This is a genomic window from Nocardioides agariphilus (assembly GCF_015352445.1).
Lineage (GTDB): Bacteria > Actinomycetota > Actinomycetes > Propionibacteriales > Nocardioidaceae > Nocardioides > Nocardioides agariphilus.
This window is the reverse complement of sequence record NZ_JADKPO010000008.1, coordinates 14,794-32,349: the sequence shown is the minus strand read 5'-3', so window position 1 is coordinate 32,349 and position 17,556 is coordinate 14,794. Positions and strand designations below refer to the sequence as shown.

At 71.0% G+C, this 17,556-nt stretch carries 15 protein-coding genes; 10 read left to right on the top strand and 5 right to left on the bottom strand.

Features of this window, described 5'->3' with window-relative positions; all coding sequences use genetic code 11:
* Positions 1 to 69 precede the first annotated feature (69 nt).
* Positions 70 to 1,506 (bottom strand): CCA tRNA nucleotidyltransferase, encoded by a 1,437-nt coding sequence (locus ISU10_RS07530; protein ID WP_194695875.1) that lies wholly within the window; start codon positions 1,504 to 1,506, stop codon positions 70 to 72.
* A gap of 139 nt (positions 1,507 to 1,645) precedes the next feature.
* On the opposite strand from ISU10_RS07530, the gene ISU10_RS07525 reads away from it, so the two are divergent.
* The 7 genes from ISU10_RS07525 (at position 1,646) to trxA (ending at position 10,795) form a co-directional block, all read left to right on the top strand.
* Complete coding sequence (locus ISU10_RS07525; protein WP_194695766.1) at positions 1,646 to 3,952, top strand: DUF6049 family protein; 2,307 nt, start codon at positions 1,646 to 1,648, stop codon at positions 3,950 to 3,952.
* 8 nt (positions 3,953 to 3,960) lie between these two features.
* Positions 3,961 to 5,661, top strand: a complete 1,701-nt coding sequence (gene murJ, locus ISU10_RS07520) for a murein biosynthesis integral membrane protein MurJ (protein WP_194695765.1) — start codon at positions 3,961 to 3,963, stop codon at positions 5,659 to 5,661.
* A gap of 49 nt (positions 5,662 to 5,710) precedes the next feature.
* Positions 5,711 to 7,711 carry a protein kinase family protein gene (locus ISU10_RS22950; RefSeq protein ID WP_370864931.1) on the top strand — a complete coding sequence of 667 codons (2,001 nt, stop codon included), beginning with the start codon at positions 5,711 to 5,713 and terminating at the stop codon, positions 7,709 to 7,711.
* Positions 7,708 to 8,382: an RNA polymerase sigma factor SigM gene (sigM, locus tag ISU10_RS07515; protein ID WP_228500055.1), complete on the top strand. Its 675-nt coding sequence runs from the start codon at positions 7,708 to 7,710 to the stop codon at positions 8,380 to 8,382. The genes ISU10_RS22950 and sigM overlap by 4 nt, the downstream gene beginning before the upstream one ends.
* A gap of 80 nt (positions 8,383 to 8,462) precedes the next feature.
* Positions 8,463 to 9,176, top strand: a complete 714-nt coding sequence (locus ISU10_RS07510; protein ID WP_194695763.1) for a hypothetical protein — start codon at positions 8,463 to 8,465, stop codon at positions 9,174 to 9,176.
* A gap of 206 nt (positions 9,177 to 9,382) precedes the next feature.
* A complete protein-coding gene (gene trxB, locus ISU10_RS07505) occupies positions 9,383 to 10,393 on the top strand; it encodes a thioredoxin-disulfide reductase (RefSeq protein ID WP_194695762.1) in 1,011 nt (336 codons plus the stop codon).
* Between the two features lie 69 nt (positions 10,394 to 10,462).
* Complete coding sequence (gene trxA, locus ISU10_RS07500) at positions 10,463 to 10,795, top strand: thioredoxin (protein ID WP_370864929.1); 333 nt, start codon at positions 10,463 to 10,465, stop codon at positions 10,793 to 10,795.
* 41 nt (positions 10,796 to 10,836) lie between these two features.
* Here the strand turns inward: trxA and ISU10_RS07495 are convergent, their stop codons facing one another.
* The gene (locus ISU10_RS07495) at positions 10,837 to 11,523 is read right to left on the bottom strand and encodes a GNAT family N-acetyltransferase (protein ID WP_194695761.1); all 687 of its coding nucleotides are present in this window, start codon (positions 11,521 to 11,523) and stop codon (positions 10,837 to 10,839) included.
* 65 nt (positions 11,524 to 11,588) lie between these two features.
* On the opposite strand from ISU10_RS07495, the gene ISU10_RS07490 reads away from it, so the two are divergent.
* The 3 genes from ISU10_RS07490 to ISU10_RS07480 are packed head-to-tail and all read left to right on the top strand — an operon-like array spanning position 11,589 to position 14,669.
* Positions 11,589 to 12,932 carry an aminotransferase-like domain-containing protein gene (locus ISU10_RS07490; RefSeq protein ID WP_194695760.1) on the top strand — a complete coding sequence of 448 codons (1,344 nt, stop codon included), beginning with the start codon at positions 11,589 to 11,591 and terminating at the stop codon, positions 12,930 to 12,932.
* Positions 12,929 to 13,888 (top strand): D-alanine--D-alanine ligase family protein, encoded by a 960-nt coding sequence (locus ISU10_RS07485; RefSeq protein ID WP_194695759.1) that lies wholly within the window; start codon positions 12,929 to 12,931, stop codon positions 13,886 to 13,888. Before ISU10_RS07490 ends, ISU10_RS07485 begins: the two co-directional genes overlap by 4 nt.
* A gap of 34 nt (positions 13,889 to 13,922) precedes the next feature.
* The gene (locus ISU10_RS07480) at positions 13,923 to 14,669 is read left to right on the top strand and encodes a lysophospholipid acyltransferase family protein (protein WP_194695758.1); all 747 of its coding nucleotides are present in this window, start codon (positions 13,923 to 13,925) and stop codon (positions 14,667 to 14,669) included.
* An 80-nt stretch (positions 14,670 to 14,749) separates the two neighbouring features.
* On the opposite strand, the gene ISU10_RS07475 is transcribed toward ISU10_RS07480, so the two are convergent.
* The 3 genes from ISU10_RS07475 to rsmG form a co-directional block, all read right to left on the bottom strand.
* Positions 14,750 to 15,730 (bottom strand): ParB/RepB/Spo0J family partition protein, encoded by a 981-nt coding sequence (locus ISU10_RS07475; protein WP_194695757.1) that lies wholly within the window; start codon positions 15,728 to 15,730, stop codon positions 14,750 to 14,752.
* Positions 15,727 to 16,662, bottom strand: a complete 936-nt coding sequence (locus ISU10_RS07470; protein ID WP_370864927.1) for a ParA family protein — start codon at positions 16,660 to 16,662, stop codon at positions 15,727 to 15,729. Before ISU10_RS07470 ends, ISU10_RS07475 begins: the two co-directional genes overlap by 4 nt.
* Before the next feature lie 182 nt (positions 16,663 to 16,844).
* A complete protein-coding gene (rsmG, locus tag ISU10_RS07465; RefSeq protein WP_370864926.1) occupies positions 16,845 to 17,528 on the bottom strand; it encodes a 16S rRNA (guanine(527)-N(7))-methyltransferase RsmG in 684 nt (227 codons plus the stop codon).
* Between the last annotated feature and the right edge of the window lie 28 nt (positions 17,529 to 17,556).

Here is a 17,556-nt window from a genome sequence, read left to right as displayed (position 1 = left end):
TCTACGGGGGCATAGTCCGGTACGAACGGAACCCTCGATGCCGCGATCGAGGGTTCGGTTCGTACCGGACTATCTCGAGGCCCACCACTGCAGCAGGGCGGCGCGAGCGGCCTCCTCGGTCATCGGGCCGTTGTCGAGGCGGAGCTCGAGGAGGAACTTGTAGGCGGCGCCGACGTCGCGGCCGGGCGGGATGCCGAGGATCTCCATGATCTGGGTGCCGTCGAGGTCGGGGCGGATCGAGGCGAGCTCCTCCTCCTCCGAGAGCCGGGCGATACGGGCCTCGAGCTCGTCGTAGGTACGCCGCAGGCGCTCGGCCTTCCTGCGGTTGCGGGTCGTACAGTCGGCCCGGGTGAGCACGTGCAGTCTCTCGATCTGGTCGCCGGCGTCGCGTACGTAGCGGCGGACGGCGGAGTCGGTCCACTCGCCGTCGCCGTACCCGTGGAACCTCAGGTGCAGCTCGACCAGCTTGGCCACGGCCTCGACCGTGTCGCCGGAGAAGCGCAGCTCCTGGAGTCGCTTGCGCGTCATCTTGGCGCCGACCACGTCGTGGTGGTGGAAGGTCACCTGGCCACCGTCGACGAACCGGCGCGTGCGCGGCTTGCCGATGTCGTGCATGAGAGCCGCGAGGCGGGACACCAGGTCCGGTCCGCCCCCGGAGAGGTCTGCCAGCCGCGACTCCTGGTCGATCGACTGCTCGAGCACGGTCAGGGTGTGCTCGTAGACGTCCTTGTGGCGGTGGTGCTCGTCGCGCTCCAGCTTCAGCGCCGGCAGCTCGGGCAGCACCAGGGCTGCCAGCCCGGTCTCCACGAGAAGACGCAGCCCGATCCGGGGGTACGGCGCCAACACCAGCTTGCTGAGCTCGTCGCGCACCCGCTCGGCCGAGATGATCGAGATGCGCTCGGCCATCGCGGTCATCGCCTCGACGACCGCGGGGTCGACCTCGAAGGCCAGCTGGGCGGCGAACCGCGCCGCGCGCATCATCCGCAGCGGGTCGTCGGAGAACGAGTCCTCGGGCCGACCGGGCGTCCGCAGCACCCGCGTGGCGAGGTCGACCACCCCGCCGTAGGGATCGACGAGCTCGCGCCCCGAACCGTCGGTCAAGGAGACGGCCATCGCGTTGACCGTGAAGTCGCGGCGCCCCAGGTCGCCCGTCAGGCTGTGCCCGAAGTCGACGACGGGCTTGCGACTGGTCGGGTCGTAGCTCTCGGAACGGTACGTCGTCACCTCGACCTGCCAGGGTCCCTTGCGGCAGCCGATGGTGCCGAAGTCGCGCCCCATGTCCCACAGCGCGTCACCCCAGCGGCCCAGGAGCCGCTCGGTCTCCTCGGGTCGGGCGGAGGTGGTGAAGTCGAGGTCGTTGTGGGCGCGGCCCAGCATGGCGTCGCGCACGGGTCCACCGACCAGCGCGAGCTCGTGACCTGCCTGGGCGAACATCTCGCCCAGCGGGTCGAGGACCGGCGAGATCCGGTCGAGCTCCTCGCGGACCGAACGCTCGACATCTGCCACCCGAAGGGGGGGCCCCGGGAGTGACTCGTCGGCGTCGGACACGGCCAGCCAGCCTAGAGGACATCGCGGGCGATCCTGGTTTCGAGGCTCGCTCTCGCCGCACCCCGACCAGCGCAGCTCGTCGCACTACTCTCGACGGGTGCCCCGACGGACGATGCTGCTGCCTGCGCTGGCGGCTGTCGTCTCGGCGGTCGGCCTGGGGCTGCCAGTCGTGGGGCCAGTCGTGGGGCCAGTCGTGGGGCCCGTCGTGGCGCCAGCCGCAGCAGCCGACGAGTCACTCCAGGGCGCCCCCCTCTCGCTGACCATCGACCGGCTCTCGCCGTCCTCGATCCCGCAGTCGGGCCCACACTCGGGCAAGGTGAAGGTCAGCGGGTGGGTGACCAACAACTCCGAGGAGACCTGGGCCGACATCGCGGTCTACACCTTCATCGCCGCGGACCCGATCACCACGAGCGATGACCTGGCCTTCGAGATCACCCGCGACGCCGAGCAGCCTGTGGGTGACCGGATCACGCTGCCGGGGACCTTCGAGACGATCCTCGAGCTCGCGCCCGGCGCCTCGCTGCCCTACAGCGACCAGGTGCCCGTCTCCGACCTGGCAGTCGACGAGGCCGGCGTCTACTGGTTCGGCGTCCACGCACTCGGCACCAACGCGGACGGTCGAGACCTGGTGGCCGACGGGCGGGCCCGGACGTTCTTGCCGTACGTCCCACCACAGGGCCGGGGCGAGCCGATCGACACCGCGCTGGTGCTGCCCGTACGCCACCCGGTGACGCACGGCTCCGACGGCACCCTCAGCGAGGTCGACGACTGGCTCGACACCATCGACGACGGCGGCCAGCTGTCCTCGGTGCTCGACTTCGGCCTGGCAGCCGGAGGGCGCCACGTCACCTGGCTGGTCGACCCGGCCGTCCCCGACGCCGTCCGGCAGCTCGCCGACGGCAACCGGCCGCGCGAGCTCGTCCAGTCCGGGCAGGGCACCCCCGTCGGCGAGGGCGATGGCGGGACGGGCCAGCCCGATGACCAGACCGGCGACCAGACCGGCGACCAGACCGATGACCAGACCGATGACCAGTCGCCCTCCGACGGCGCCAGCCCCGACCCGACCGAACCCTCACCCGCCGACACCCTCGAGTCGCGGACCGCCACCCGATGGCTGGTCAAGCTCAACCAGGCGGTCACCGGCAAGCAGGTACTGGCGCTGCCATGGGGCGACGTCGACGTGGCCGCTGCGGCCAAGCGCTCCACCAAGGCCTACACCGACGCGCGGGAGCGCTCCGGGGACGTGCTCAGCGTCAACCAGGCCCCGATGACGCCGGCGATGGCCCCGCCCAACGGCTTCCTCGACGACGCCGCCCTCGCGCTTGCCGACGACGACACGACGGTGCTGATGTCGGATCGCGCGGTGAACCGGGGCACCGCGCCGAGCGTGGCGACCTACGAGGGGCGCAAGGTCGTCTTCTTCTCCGCCGACGTGCTGCTCGGCGGCCCCGGCCCCAACGACCCGGTCTCGCCGGTGGCCATGCGTCAGCGCATCCTCAGTGAGGCCGCCGTGCGGATGTCCGCACCGGCGCAGCAGCCCCTGGTCGTCGTCTTCCCGCCCGCCTGGGACCCGCCCGGGGCCGACGACTACTCGGAGTTCTTCGAGGGCCTCGACGTGCCGTGGATGCGGATGACGTCCCTCGCCGAGGCGGCCGCGGTGCCCGGTCGCCCGCTCGCGGCGGATCGCTTCACCTACCCGGTGTGGCAGGTCAACCACGAGGTCGACGACGCAGCGTTCGCCGCCCTCGACGACCTGGACTCCGAGGCGCGGCGCCTGCAGGGCGTGATCAACGTCAAGAACAACCTGGCCACGCGGATCCGCAGCGAGGCCCTGGCCAACGTGTCGTACTTCGCCCGCGAGAACCCCGACCGCTACCGGTTGGCGACCCTCAACACCGGGGTGTGGGTGCGCAGCCGTCTCGGCGCGATCACGGTCTCAGGTCCGAGCAGGGTGATCTTGTCGAGCGAGTCGGGGCCGTTCTCGGTCACCATCACCAACGGGCTGGACCAGCCGGTGACGGTGCGCCTGACGACCACCTCCGAGCCGCCGATGGAGATCAAGGTGCCCGACAAGCTGGAGCTGGACGCCAACTCCACGACGACCAGGCTGCTGGAGGCCTCCACCAGCAAGCTCGGGGTGCACAACGTGACCCTCGAGGTCACCGACCTCGAGGGCAAGCCCCTCGGGTCGACCGCGCGGGTACCCGTCCGCGCGGCCCAGGTCAGCGACGTCATCTGGCTGGTGATGGGTGGCGCCCTGGCGCTGTTGCTGATCGCGATCGTGCTGCGCCTGATCCGGCGCATCCGCGGCGGAGGCACCCCGCCGGATGACGACGGCGACGACGAGCCGAGCTCGGACGACCCGGCTGGCGCGGCGGTCCGCGAGCCGGCGCCGACCGGATGAGCCGGTCGATGCCCGAGTCCACCGACACGCGCGAGGACCAGGAGGGCGTGCTCACCTCCAGCGCCGTGATGGCCGCGGGCACCCTCGTCTCGAGGTTCAGCGGCTACCTGCGGTCGCTGCTGCTGGCCGCGGCCTTGGGCAACCTGCTCCACGCCGACCTGTTCACCATCGGCAACACCGTGCCGAACATGCTCTACATCCTGCTGGCCGGCGGCATCTTCAACGCCGTGCTGGTGCCCCAGCTGGTGCGGTCGATGTCGCAGGACCCGGACGGCGGCGAGGCCTACACCAACCGGATCATCACGCTGGCCGCCCTCTTCCTGGGCGCGGTGAGCGTGCTGCTCGTGGTGGCGGCGCCCTGGGTGATGGGCATCTTCTTGTCACCCGACTACGACCGCCCGGAGCTGGCCGAGCAGCGCGACTCGGTGATCGCCTTCGCGCGCTTCTGCCTGCCCCAGGTGTTCTTCTACGGGATGTTCGTGCTGCTGGGACAGGTGCTCAACGCACGGCGCCGCTTCGGACCGATGATGTGGGCCCCCATCGCCAACAACCTGGTCTCGATCGCGGTCCTGGTCGGCTACCTCGTCTTCTACGGTCCCGTGCCCAAGGCCGACCTGCTCTCTGCCTACAGCCCCGCCCAGGAGGCCTGGCTCGGCGTCGGCGCGACGGCCGGGATCGCCGTACAGCTGCTGGTGCTGGTGCCGTTCCTCAAGGCGGCCGGCGTGCGCTACCGGCCCCGCTTCGACTTCCGCGGCACGGGCCTCGGACACACGCTGCGCCTGGGCCTGTGGACGGTCCTGTTCGTGATCGTCAACCAGGTTGCCTATGCCGTCGTCGTGCGGCTGGCGTCAGGTGGCACGGCGCAGGCAGTGGGCTCGGGAGGCGACAGTGACGCGACCGGATACACGGTCTACTCGCAGGCCTTCTTGATCGTGATGGTCCCCCACGCCGTGGTCACCGTCTCCTTGGCCACCGCCCTGCTCCCGCTCCTGTCGGCGCAAGGCAACAGGGGCGACCTCCGGGCACTCGGCGGCAGCCTGTCGCGCGTGCTGCGCACCGCGTTGGCGGTGGTGGTGCCCTTCGCCGTACTGCTTCCTGTCGTCGCCCCGGACCTGGCCGCCGTCTTGTGGGACTGGGGCGCAGCGAGCAGCACCTACACGCTCTACGTCCTCTCGCTCTCGCTGTTCGGCGTGGGGATCGTGTTCTTCACCGTCCACTACCTGGTGCTGCGCGGCTTCTACGCGCTCGAGCTGACCCGCACCGTCTTCTTCATCCAGTGCGTCGTGGCCGCGACCAACATCGCCGCGGCCATCGTGCTGGTGCGCCTGACCGACCCGGTGCACACAGCACCCGCGCTCGTCGTCGCCTACACCGCGTCGTACGTCGTGGGCTCGCTCGTGTCCTACCTCGTGCTGCGCCGCAGACTCGCCGCCGGCAGCGGGCAGCTGGAGTCCGCCGTACTCGTGCGGTTCTTGGTGCGCGTGGTCATCGCAGCCGGGATCGCCACGTTCGCAGCCTGGGGCGTGGCCATGACGCTGCCCGGGCGCGATGACCCGAGCCACCTCGCCGCGGTGGCCAGGTTGGCCCTGGTCGCCGCCGCCGACGTCCTGGTCTTCCTCGTGCTGGCCAGGCTGATGCGGCTCGCAGAGGTGACCGAGGTCATCGACACGTTCGCAGGGCGGCTGCGTCGGCCCGCCGCACGGCGCTGACGCACCTACGATGAGCAGTCAACCGACACCGCGGCCTGGGAGGAGGACCGTGCCCCACGCGATCCGACCCGGCGATGTCCTGGCTGAGCGCTACCGGCTCATCGACCTGCTCGACGAGAGTGCTGGCGGGCTGTTCTACCGAGCCCACGACACCTCGTTGGACCGCTCCGTGGCGGTGCACATCATCCGCGGCGACGACTCACGCGCCGAGCTGCTGCGCGAGGCCGCCCGCACCTCCGCGCGGGTCGTGGACCGGCGGATCCTGCGCGTGCTCGACGTCGACGAGACCCCCGACCGGACGGCACGTGACGGCACGGCGCTGTGCTACGTCGTCAACGAGTGGGCGACCGGCATCTCGCTCGACATCCTGCTGGCCGACGAGGGTCCGCTCGCACCCCGACGGGCTGCCTGGATCATCGGCGAGGTGGCCGCCACCCTCGAGGCGGCCCACGCCGCCGGGGTCGCCCACGGACGCCTGGTCCCGGAGAACGTGCTCATCGACCGCACCGGCTCGGTCCGGGTGATCGGGTTCGCCGTCGACGCCGCGCTCCACGGCCTGCCGGCGGGCCGCGCGTCGGGCGACGTGACCGGCCTCGCCGCGCTGCTCTACTCCGCGCTGACCGCCCGTTGGCCGGGCATGGCCGGCTCCGTCGTGCGGGCTGCGCCACAGGCCCATGGCCGCATCCTGCGTCCGCGGCAGGTGCGGGCCGGAGTCCCTCGTGTCCTCGACACCCTCTGCGATGCCGTCCTCAACCCCGACGGGGGCGCCCCCGGCTCACACGCGCGGGGCACCTACGACCTCTCCACCGCGGGCGGCATCGGGGAGGCGCTGCGCGAGTTCGTCGGCGACCCGTCGGGCCTGGCCGACGCCGAGGTGGCCGCGATCCGCCGCCGCGAGGCAGGACAGCGACCCTCCCTGCCGACGATGACCTCCACCACGACGGTCGCGCTGCCACCCGTCGCTGGCCCACTCCCTGAACCCGCTCCCGAGCCCGAACCCGTCGTGGATGTCGCGGCGAGCGCACCGGACCCGGACCTGGTTGCCCATCAGGAGCCCGACCCCGAGCCGCCCACCGAGGTCGCCCCTCCTCCCGAGGCGACCGAGCGGCCGACCGAGGCGGGCATCCCGATCTTCGACGACGACGGCGAGGTCAGCTGGCTGGCCAAGCGGGCCGAGAAGCCGCCGCCGCCACCTCCCTTCGACGACCTCCCGGAGCGCCCGCTGTTCGCGCCCGACCCGACCGACGGCGCCCCGGTCCGCCAGCCACGTGTTCCGGTCGGCGCCTCCGGCGCGCCCCCCGGGCCGGGTGACCCCGGCTACTGGCCGTGGGACACCAGCACCGGCACCGGCCATCCCGTGACCATGTCCGGCAGCGGCGTCATCGAGCCCGTCGATGACTACGACGAGCCCGAGGACACCCCGGGCCGCAGCTGGCTCTGGCTTGCAGCGCTGGTGGCGGCACTCGCGCTGGTGCTCCTGGCGGTGGTGGTGGCCTTCAACGTCGGCCGCGGCCGCACCCCGCTGGGCGCGGAGCCCGACGACGAGCCCAGCCAGACGACCGGGCCGACCACGAGCCAGACCACCGAGGCCGGCCCGACGACGTACTCCGACGTGACGGCCGACGACTTCGACCCGCAAGCCGACCCACCGGAGGAGAACCCCGACGAGGCGCCACTGGTCGTCGACGGCGACCCGGCCACGGCATGGCACACCTCGACGTACAGCCAGCAGCTCGGTCCGGGCGGGCTCAAGACCGGCGTCGGCCTGGTGCTGGACCTCGGTGCGACCGGCGGCGTCAGCGAGGTCGACCTCACCTTGGGCGGTGCGCCGACGAGTGTCTCGGTCTACGTGACCGACACCGCGCCGCGCGGGGTGCGCGGGCTCTCGCCGGCAGCCACGGCGACCGCGACCGGACCAGAGCTGTCGGTCACGCTCGACGAGCCGGTCGCCGGACGCTACGTCGTGGTGTGGCTGACCTCGCTGCCCCAGGTGGACGGAGGCTTCCGCGGAGAGGTCGCGGAGGTCTCGGTGCTGGGGACACCCAGTTGAATGACCAGCTGAGCGTCTCGTCCGACGCCGACCTCCTGCGAGCTCACGTCGAGGGCGACCCCGATGCGTTCGGCGAGCTCTTCGCCCGCCACCGCGACCGGCTCTGGGCGGTCGCCCTGCGCACGATGGGCAACCGCGAGGACGCCGCCGACGGGCTGCAGGACGGCATGATCGCCGCCTTCAGGAGGGCCGGTTCGTTCCGCGGCGAAGCAGCGGTGACGACCTGGCTGCACCGGATCGTGGTCAACGCGTGTCTCGACCGCATCCGCGCCGCGAAGGTACGCCGGGCCGAGCCGCTGCCCGACGACCTCGAGGACCGCGGCGGTCGGGGATCGCTGGTCACCCAGGACGGCACCCACGACCCGGGCGACCTGAGCGTGGCCGCGGAGCGACGTCGTCGCGTGCTGAGCGCGCTCGAGTCCTTGCCGCCCGCCCAGCGCGCGGCGCTCGTGCTGGTCGACATGGAGGGCTACCCCGTCCACGAGGTGGCCGCCATGCTCGGCTGCGCGGAGGGCACGGTGAAGTCCCGCTGCTTCCGCGGCCGGGCCCGGCTGCACGAGCTGTTGAGTGACCTGGATCCCACTGCAGTGACCCCCGACGACGGGAACCAGGCCGACGACCGACCCGTCCCAACCGATGACCAGCCCCGCGGGCCGCCGCCCGCGGGCTGACGATCCGCCGCACCGGCGTCTGGTCACGTCCGCACCCGATCCCACCCCTGTTCCCAGCAGCCGCCCGAGAGGAGGAGTCCATGTCGCCTGACGACGAGCTGCGCGAGAGCCCGCTGCCGCCTGCCGACGACGAACGCATCCGGCGCCTCCTCGCCGAGGCCCGGCACACCGAGCCCATCCCGGCCGAGATCGTGGCGCGGCTCGATGGCGTCCTCGCCGACCTGGTCGCCGATCGCCCCGCCGCACTGCCAGCTCCCCCACCGACCCCGGTGGTCGACCTGGCCGCTCGCCGCCGGCGCACGGCCGCGCAGCTCCTGGTCGCCGCCGCGGCCGTCATCGTGGCGGGGGTCGGCATCAGCCAGGTGCTGCCGCAAGGCGGCCAGGGAGACGCCGATGGGGGTTCGGCGATGTCGGCCCAGGAGCCCGAAGCCGCTGACGGCGGGGGCGCTGCCGATGAGGGCGGGGGCTCAGGCAGCGAGGACGGGCTGACGAGTGCGCCCGGCGACTCCCCGAACCTGGCCAGCCCGGTCAAGATCCGCTCCCACCGCTTCGGCGCCGACGTCCGCAGGCTCCGGGCCGAGCTGGGCGACTCCTCCAAGGACGTGCAGAAGTTCTACGACGGCCAGGGCTGCCTGACCGTCGACGTCGGCGCCGGCGAGTTCGTACCCGCCGAGTACGACGGTGCGCCCGCGGTCGTCGTACTCCGGGTGCCCTCCGGCGACGTCCAGGTCGTCGACCTCTACCTGTGCGGCGACACCCAGGCGCGGCGTTCGATCACGCTGACCGCACCCTGAGGCGTGCCGCCCCCAGGAAGTGGTCAGGAACTGCACTCCTGGGGCCCCTGTGACTGCGGTGGGGGACCAAACCGCAACGCCCCGGTCGCCACGCCCGGACGGCGCCCCACGGGGAATTCCGCTCGCCTACCATCGGTTGCACAGCGTGTCCGGCCGATCGAGTCGGCGGACCTCTCGAGCAAGTTCCAGGAGTTGACGCAACGCTCATGACCGATCTCCAGACCGACCTCCGCAACGTGATCATCATCGGCTCCGGGCCGGCGGGCTACACCGCGGCCGTCTACGCCGCGAGGGCCTCGCTGCAGCCGCTGGTGTTCGAGGGCTCCGTGACTGCGGGCGGCGCGCTGATGAACACCACCGAGGTGGAGAACTTCCCGGGTTTCCGCGACGGCATCATGGGCCCGGCGCTGATGGACGAGATGCGCGCGCAGGCCGAGCGGTTCGGGGCCGAGCTGGTCGCCGACGACGTCGTCGAGGTCGACCTCTCGGGTGAGGTGAAGGTCGTGAAGACCTCGACCGACACCTACACCGCGCGATCGGTGATCCTGGCCACGGGCTCGGGCTACCGCAAGCTCGGACTCCCCCACGAGGAGGAGCTCTCGGGCCGCGGTGTCTCGTGGTGTGCGACGTGTGACGGGTTCTTCTTCCGCGAGCAGCACATCGCCGTCGTCGGCGGTGGCGACTCGGCGATCGAGGAGGCGACCTTCCTGACGAGGTTCGGCTCGAAGGTGAGCCTGATCCACCGTCGCGACGAGCTGCGCGCCTCCAAGATCATGCAGGAGCGGGCCTTCGCCGACCCCAAGCTCGACATCGTCTGGAACTCCGAGGTCGCGGCGATCAACGGCACCGACCGCCTCGAGTCGGTCACCTTGCGTGACACGGTCACCGGCGAGACGCGCAACCTCGACGCGACCGGCCTGTTCATCGCCATCGGTCACGACCCACGCTCGGAGCTGCTGACCGGCCAGGTCGATCTCGACGACAACGGCTACGTCCTGGTCCAGCACCCCTCGACCCACACCAACCTGCCCGGCGTCTTCGCCTGCGGCGACCTCGTCGACCACCACTACCGTCAGGCGATCACCGCCGCCGGCACCGGGTGCGCGGCCGCGCTCGACGCCGAGCGCTACATCGCCGCCCTCGACCACCACGCCTCCTCAGCCGGCTCGGCCGAGGAGACCGCTCGCGAGAGCCAGTCCGTCGGCGCCGGCGCCTGAGCCCGGAACAAAGCCCCCCGGCGACCTGTTGACCGAGACAGAACGTCTGAAACCAAGGAGTAAACCCTCGTGGCACAGCACATGGCAGCCGTCACCGACGGAGAGTTCGAGGCCCAGGTCCTCAAGTCCGACAAGCCCGTCCTCGTCGACTTCTGGGCGGAGTGGTGCGGCCCGTGCCGTCAGGTCGACCCGATCCTCGACGAGATCGCCGGCACCCACGGCGACAAGATGACCTTCTTGAAGATGAACGTCGATGAGAACCCCGTGACGCCGTTCTCCTACCGGGTCAACGGCATCCCGACCATCAACGTCTACCAGAACGGCGAGGTCGTCCGCTCGATCGTCGGAGCCCGCCCCAAGGCGGCGATCCTCAACGAGCTCAGCGAGTTCATCGAGGCCTGATCAGCCGGGCAGTCTCAAGCGGGCAGCCTCAACCGGCGGCCTCAACCGGGCAGTTCGCCGCTGCGCCGCTCTGGTGACGGCTTCGGGGCCGGACGCACCACCCCGATCAGCTTCTCCAGGGCGGCCTCGACCTCGTCGCGCCACCGCAGCGACGACCTGAGGTCCATCCGCATCCGCGGGTTGCGGGCATGGGGCCGATGGGTCTTGAAGCCCACGCTGCCCAAGAAGTCGACCGACGCGACACACCGACTGCCGCGGGGATGGTCGCGCGGAGCCTGATGGCTGTCCCATCCGGGATCGCCCCGGGTGTCACCGAAGGCCTCGACCGCCTTGATGCCGCGTTCGACGAGGTCGCGGGCCATCCCCTGTACCAGCATCCGGCCGAGGCCGCCGTGCCGCGCGTCGGGAGCGACGTACACCTGGGTGAGCAAGACGGCGTCGGCCGACACCGGGGCGGTGGCGAACGATGCGGCGCCCGGCAAGAAGGCCTCCGGCGCATAGAGCGCGAAGCCCTTGGCCACTCCGTCGACCAGCACGACCCGGCCGCACGAGCCCCACTCGCGCAAGACGAGCGAGACCCACGCGTCGACCTCGTCGGCGTAGGCCCCATGGGTGTCACGGACCCGCTCGCGGCGCACCGGGTCGAGCTGCCAGAAGACACACGAGCGGCACGGCGCCGTCAGCTCGTCGAGGTGGTCGAGGGTGAGCCTGGTCACCTTGCGACTCATGCCACCTCCTCAAGGCCCGGACCATGCTGCGAACGGCCCCTGCGATCGTTCATGCTAGTCACGCTATGGACCATCCCCCGACTGGCCCGTCGGCCCCGGCGACGACGGGCCGTACCCGGCTCGACAGCTACGTCGACCGCTATGCCGCGCGTACGGCGGGCATGACCGCCTCCGAGATCCGCGCGCTGTTCGCCGTGGCCTCCCGGCCCGAGGTGGTTTCGCTGGCCGGCGGGATGCCCAACATCTCCGGCCTCCCGCTCGACGTCGTGGGTGGTGCCATCGCCGACCTGGTGGCCAACCAGGGGCCGGTCGCGCTGCAGTACTCCTCCGGCCAGGGTGACCCGACCCTTCGCGAGCAGATCTGCGAGGTGATGGCCCTCGAGGGCATCAACGCCCACCCCGACGACGTCGTGGTGACCGTCGGCTCCCAGCAGGCCGTCGACCTGGTGACCCGCATCTTCTGCGACCCGGGCGACGTGGTGATCTGCGAGGCCCCGTCGTACGTCGGTGCGCTCGGCGTCTTCAAGGCCTTCCAGTGCCAGGTGGTGCACGCCGAGATGGACGCCGACGGTTTGGTGCCCGACGCCCTGCGGCAGGCGATCGCGGCGACCCGGGCCGCTGGCAAGACGATCAAGTTCCTCTACACGATCCCCAACTTCCACAACCCCGCCGGCGTGACGATGACCGCGGCGCGGCGCGCCGAGATCCTCGACATCTGCAGGAGCGAGGACGTGCTGGTCCTCGAGGACAACCCCTACGGCCTGCTCGGCTTCGACTCCGAGCCGATGCGGGCACTGCGCGCCGACGACGCCGAGGGTGTCATCTACCTCGGCTCGTTCTCCAAGACCTTCTCTCCCGGCCTCCGCGTCGGCTGGGCGCTCGCCCCCCACGCCGTCCGGGAGAAGCTGGTGCTCGCTCAGGAGTCGGCGACGCTGTGCCCGCCGGCGTTCAACCAGATGGCGGTGTCCGCCTACCTCCAGGCCCACGACTGGAAGGGCCAGATCAAGCAGCTGCGCGAGATGTACCGCGAGCGCCGAGACGCCATGGTGGAGGCACTGGGTGACTTCATGCCTGCGGCCTGCCGGTGGAATGTCCCGCACGGTGGCTTCTTCGTCTGGATGACCCTGCCCCCGGGCATCGATGCCAAGGCCATGCTGCCGCGCGCGGTCACCGCCCGCGTCGCCTACGTGCCGGGCACCGCCTTCTTCGCCGACGGGTTCGGCTCGGGCTCGCTGCGACTGTCGTTCTGCTACCCCACCCCGGAGCGGATCCGGGAGGGGGTGCGCCGCCTGGCCGGCGTCCTCGAGGAGGAGATGGAGCTGCGCGCGACGTTCGGAGCGAAGCCACCGCAAGGCGAGCACCCGTTACCGCGGTCCGGGTACGACGGTCCAGGGACGGACCTGTCATGAACCACCCCGTGGTCGTCCTTGCCGGAGGTCTGTCCCACGAGCGTGACGTGTCGCTGCGCTCGGGGCGACGCGCCGCCGAGGCGCTGCGCGGCGTGGGCCTCGAGGTGGTCGAGCGCGACGTCGACGGCTCCTTGCTCTCGACCCTGGCCGCGGAGCCTCCGTCGTGCGTGCTGCCGATGTTGCACGGCGAGAACGGCGAGGACGGCGCGATCCGGGAGGTCCTCGACCTCCTGGGCATCCCCTACGTCGGCTCCGGACCGGCCGCCTGCCGCACGGCCTTCGACAAGCCGGTCGCGAAGTCGGTCGTCGAGCGGGTCGGCATCGTGACGCCGGAGTCCGTGTGCCTGCCCCATGAGTCGTTTCGCGAGCTCGGGGCCGCCCAGGTGATGGACGCCGTACTGCATCGCCTCGGGCTGCCGCTCGTGGTCAAGCCTGCGCGTTCCGGATCCGCGCTCGGCTGTGCCCTGGTCAGCACCGAGACCGAGCTGCCCGACGCGATGGTGGGTGCCTTCGCCTACGGTCCCGTCGCCCTCATCGAGCGCTACATCGGCGGCACCGAGGTCGCCGTACCCGTCATCGACGACGGCACCGGACCTCGCGACCTGCCGGCCGTGGCCATCAGGCCCGACGGACCGATCTACGACTACACCGCCCGCTACACCGCCGGGTCCACGGAGTTCACGGTGCCGGCGGCACTGCCCGATGACGTCCTGGCCGAGTGTGCGCGGGTCGCGATCGCAGCTCACCAGGCCCTCGGCCTGCGCGACCTGTCCCGCTCCGACCTGATCGTCGGCGACGACGGCAGCGTCAGGTTCCTCGAGGTCAACGTCGCGCCCGGGTTCACCGAGACCTCGCTGGTGCCGCTCTCGGTCGAGGCCGCCGGCCTCGACCTGGGCGAGGTGCTGGCATCGCTGGTACGCGCCGCGATGGCCCGCGACGCGCGGACCACGACATAGGCCCAGACGTAGGCCCAGACGTAGGAAGAGCCCCATGACCGAGCTGACGTACTCAGCGATCATCGCGGCAGCCAAACTCGGCTTCCGGGCGCTCGGTCAGTCGATCACCATGAGCGGCCTGGAGAACCTGCCCCGCCGAGGCGGCGCCCTCGTCGCGCTCAACCACGTCAGCTACGTCGACTTCATCTACGGCGGCCTGCCGGTCGTGCGGATCGGGCGGCGTCCGCGCTTCATGGCCAAGCGCGAGCTCTTCGACCACCGCATCACCGGCCCGATCATGCGGGCCTGCCGACACATCGAGGTCGACCGGGCCGACGGGGAGTCGTCGCTGGCGGTGGCGTTGGACTACCTGCGCCGGGGCGAGATCGTCGGCATCTTCCCCGAGGCCACCATCTCGCGGGCCATGGAGATCAAGCAGCTGAAGACGGGTGCGGCCCGGATCGCGCACGCGGCCGGAGTACCCCTGGTCCCGGTCGTGGTCTGGGGCACGCAGCGGATGATGACCAAGGACCATCCACGGGACTTCTCCCGTGGCAAGGCCATCACCATCACGCTCGGTCCACCGGTGCCGCTGACCGGTGAGGCCCGGCCGGACACCGCAGCCTTGAAGGCCGCTCTCAGTGAGCTGCTGGACGGCGCGATCCGCAGCTACCCACAGCACCTTCCGGGGGCGTGGTGGGTGCCGGCGTCCCATGGTGGCAGCGCGCCGACCCTGGAGGAGTCAGTACGGCTCGACGCCGCGGAACGCGCTGCGCGCCGGGCAGGTCACCGACCGACCTGAGTCCGTTCATCGATGAAGTGACATAGGTATATGGCGATTTATCCCTTTGTCGACATTCACACGTTTGCGCAGGTCAGCGGCTAGATCGGACGGTCTGAACGGTTGCGAGGGTCCATGATGTCGACGATGCGACGCAGGTCATCGAGCGAAGCGAACTCCACGGTGATCTTGCCCTTGTGCCGACCGAGGTCGACCTTGACGCGTGTCTCGAGCCGGTCGGACAACCGCTCGGCGAGGTCGTCGAGGCCGGGCGCGACCGGCTTGTTGCGCCTGGCCGCTGGTGTCTTCGCGGCCTCGCCGCCACCCGTCGCGACGATCTCCTCCAGGCCTCGGACGCTGATGCCCTCGGCCACCACCCGAGCGGCCAGCCGGTCCTGTCGCTCGGCGTCGTCGACGCCCAGCAGCGACCTGGCATGGCCGGCGCTGAGCACCCCCGCGGCCACGCGTCGCTGCACGGGTGGGGAGAGCTTCAGCAACCGGATGGTGTTGGAGATCTGGGGTCGCGAACGACCGATCCGCTCGGCGAGCTCCTCGTGCGTGCAGGAGAAGTCCTCGAGCAGCTGCTGATAGGCAGCCGCCTCCTCCAACGGGTTGAGCTGCGAGCGGTGCAGGTTCTCCAGCAGTGCGTCGCGGAGCATGTCGGTGTCGTCGGTCGCCCGCACGATGGCCGGGATCCGCTCCAGCCCGGCCTGCTGGGCCGCTCGCCACCGCCGCTCCCCCATGACCAGCTCGTAGCGGTCGGCCTCGAGACGACGTACGACGACCGGCTGGAGCAGACCCACCTCCCGGATGGAGTGCACCAGCTCGGACATCGCGTCCTCGTCGAAGACCTGACGAGGCTGCACCCGGTTGGGCACGATCTGCTCTGCCGGCAGCTCGGCGAACCAGCTGCCCTCGGGCACGACCAGATCCGGACCGCTGCTGCCCGCCGTCTCCTCCGGCTCGCGCGACGCCTCCGTCGAGCCAGTGACGTCTGGGCCATCGGTCTCCACGGGGGCTGTCGGGATCAGCGATCCGAGGCCTCGGCCCAGACCCCGGCGGACCGGGCGTTCACGGGTCATGCGCTGACCTGCCGAGCGAACTCGCGCGCGGCTTCGAGGTACGACAGCGCACCCGGCGACGCCGGGTCGTAGGTCATCACCGTCTGGCCGTAGGACGGCGCCTCGCTGACCCGCACCGAGCGCGGGATCGTGGTCTTCAGTACCTGGTCGGCGAAGTGCTCGCGCACCTCGTCGGCAACGCCGGCAGCGAGACGGGTCCGGGCGTCGTACATGGTGATCAGGATCGTCGAGACGACGAGCCGAGGGTTCAGGTGTGCCTTGACCATCTCGATCGTCTCGAGCAGCTGACCGAGGCCCTCCAAGGCGTAGTACTCGGCCTGGATCGGGATCAGCACCTCCGCGCTGGCGACCAGCGCGTTGAGGGTGAGCAGCCCCAGCGAGGGCGGGCAGTCGATGAACACGTAGTCGAGCCGCTCCTCGCCGGCGGCCTCCGCGCTGCCGATGGCGGGGTGAGCCGCCAGGGCTTTCGCCAGCCGATTCTCGCGGGCGACGACGCTGACCAGCTCGATCTCGGCACCGGCCAGGTCGATGGTCGCGGGCACCACCCAGAGGTTGGCCAGGTCCTCGGTGGCGACGGCAATCTCGGCGAGCGGCGTGCCGTCCACGAGGGCGTCGTACGTCGACGGAACGCCCCGGCTGTGGGCCGCACCCAGTGCTGTCGACGCGTTGCCCTGCGGGTCCAGGTCGAGGACCAGCACGCGCTGACCCAGTTGCGCCAAGGCTGCCGCGATGTTGACCGTCGATGTGGTCTTGCCGACCCCGCCCTTCTGGTTGGCAACGACCACGACACGAGTGCTCTCGGGTCGCGGCATCGACACGCGGGCGCGAGCGCCCAGTCGGGCGATCACCGAGTTCTCGGCGGCGCGGGCCAGAGGCGTGGTCTCGTCGTCGAAAGCCGGCGTGATGTCGCTGAGCTCGCCTGCCGTCTGCACGTGGGGAGAGACGGAGAGCGGAGATGTTTCACGTGAAACGGACCCAGGGGAATCGGTGTCACCCTGTGGAGAAACCCCCGGTTCTTGTGGACGGTTACGCTCAGCCGGCCACCCCAGACCAGTGGATAACTGACTAGGGTCCGTCAGCACCTCGCTGGGCCAACCCAGTCCGGTCGCGTCGTTCACAGGTTCCTCCGCTGCTTCCTCGTTCGTCGGCCACGCGGGGCGGCTCCGTTCGACGCTCGGTCGCGCCAACCTACCGGCCCGGTTTCGGGCCGAGACAGGCGGACCGCCCACGTGGGTTCGGCCAGCACGTCAGTGCCGAGCTGGACGATCGAGACCGGCCAGCTCCCGAGCCGCCGCAAGTCGGCCTCAGCCTGCGTCACCTCTGCCTCCACCCCTGCGCCCTTCATGGCGATCAACTCCCCACCCGAGCTGACCAGGGGCAGACACCACCTTGCCAGTCTTTCCAGTGGGGCGACGGCCCGGGCCGTGACGATGTGGAAAGACGTCTCATCAGCCAGGTCCTCGGCGCGACCCCGCACGACGCTGACCTGGGAGTTCAGGCCCAACCGGGCTACCACCTCGTCGAGGAAGCGAGTCCGTCTGAGCAGTGGCTCCACCAGCGTCACCTGCAGATCCGGCCGAGCGATCGCCAGCACCAGACCCGGTAGCCCAGCACCAGACCCGACGTCAGCCAGCGTCGCGCCCTGCGGCACGATCTCGCCGAGCACCGCGCAGTTCAGCAGGTGCCGCTCCCACAGGCGGGGGGGCTCCCGAGGACCGATGAGGCCCCGGGTCACGCCGTCGGTTGCCAGCAGCTCGGCGTACTCGATCGCCAGCGCCAGCCGGTCATGACTGAACACCCGCCGTGCCTCGGGAGGTACGGCGGGT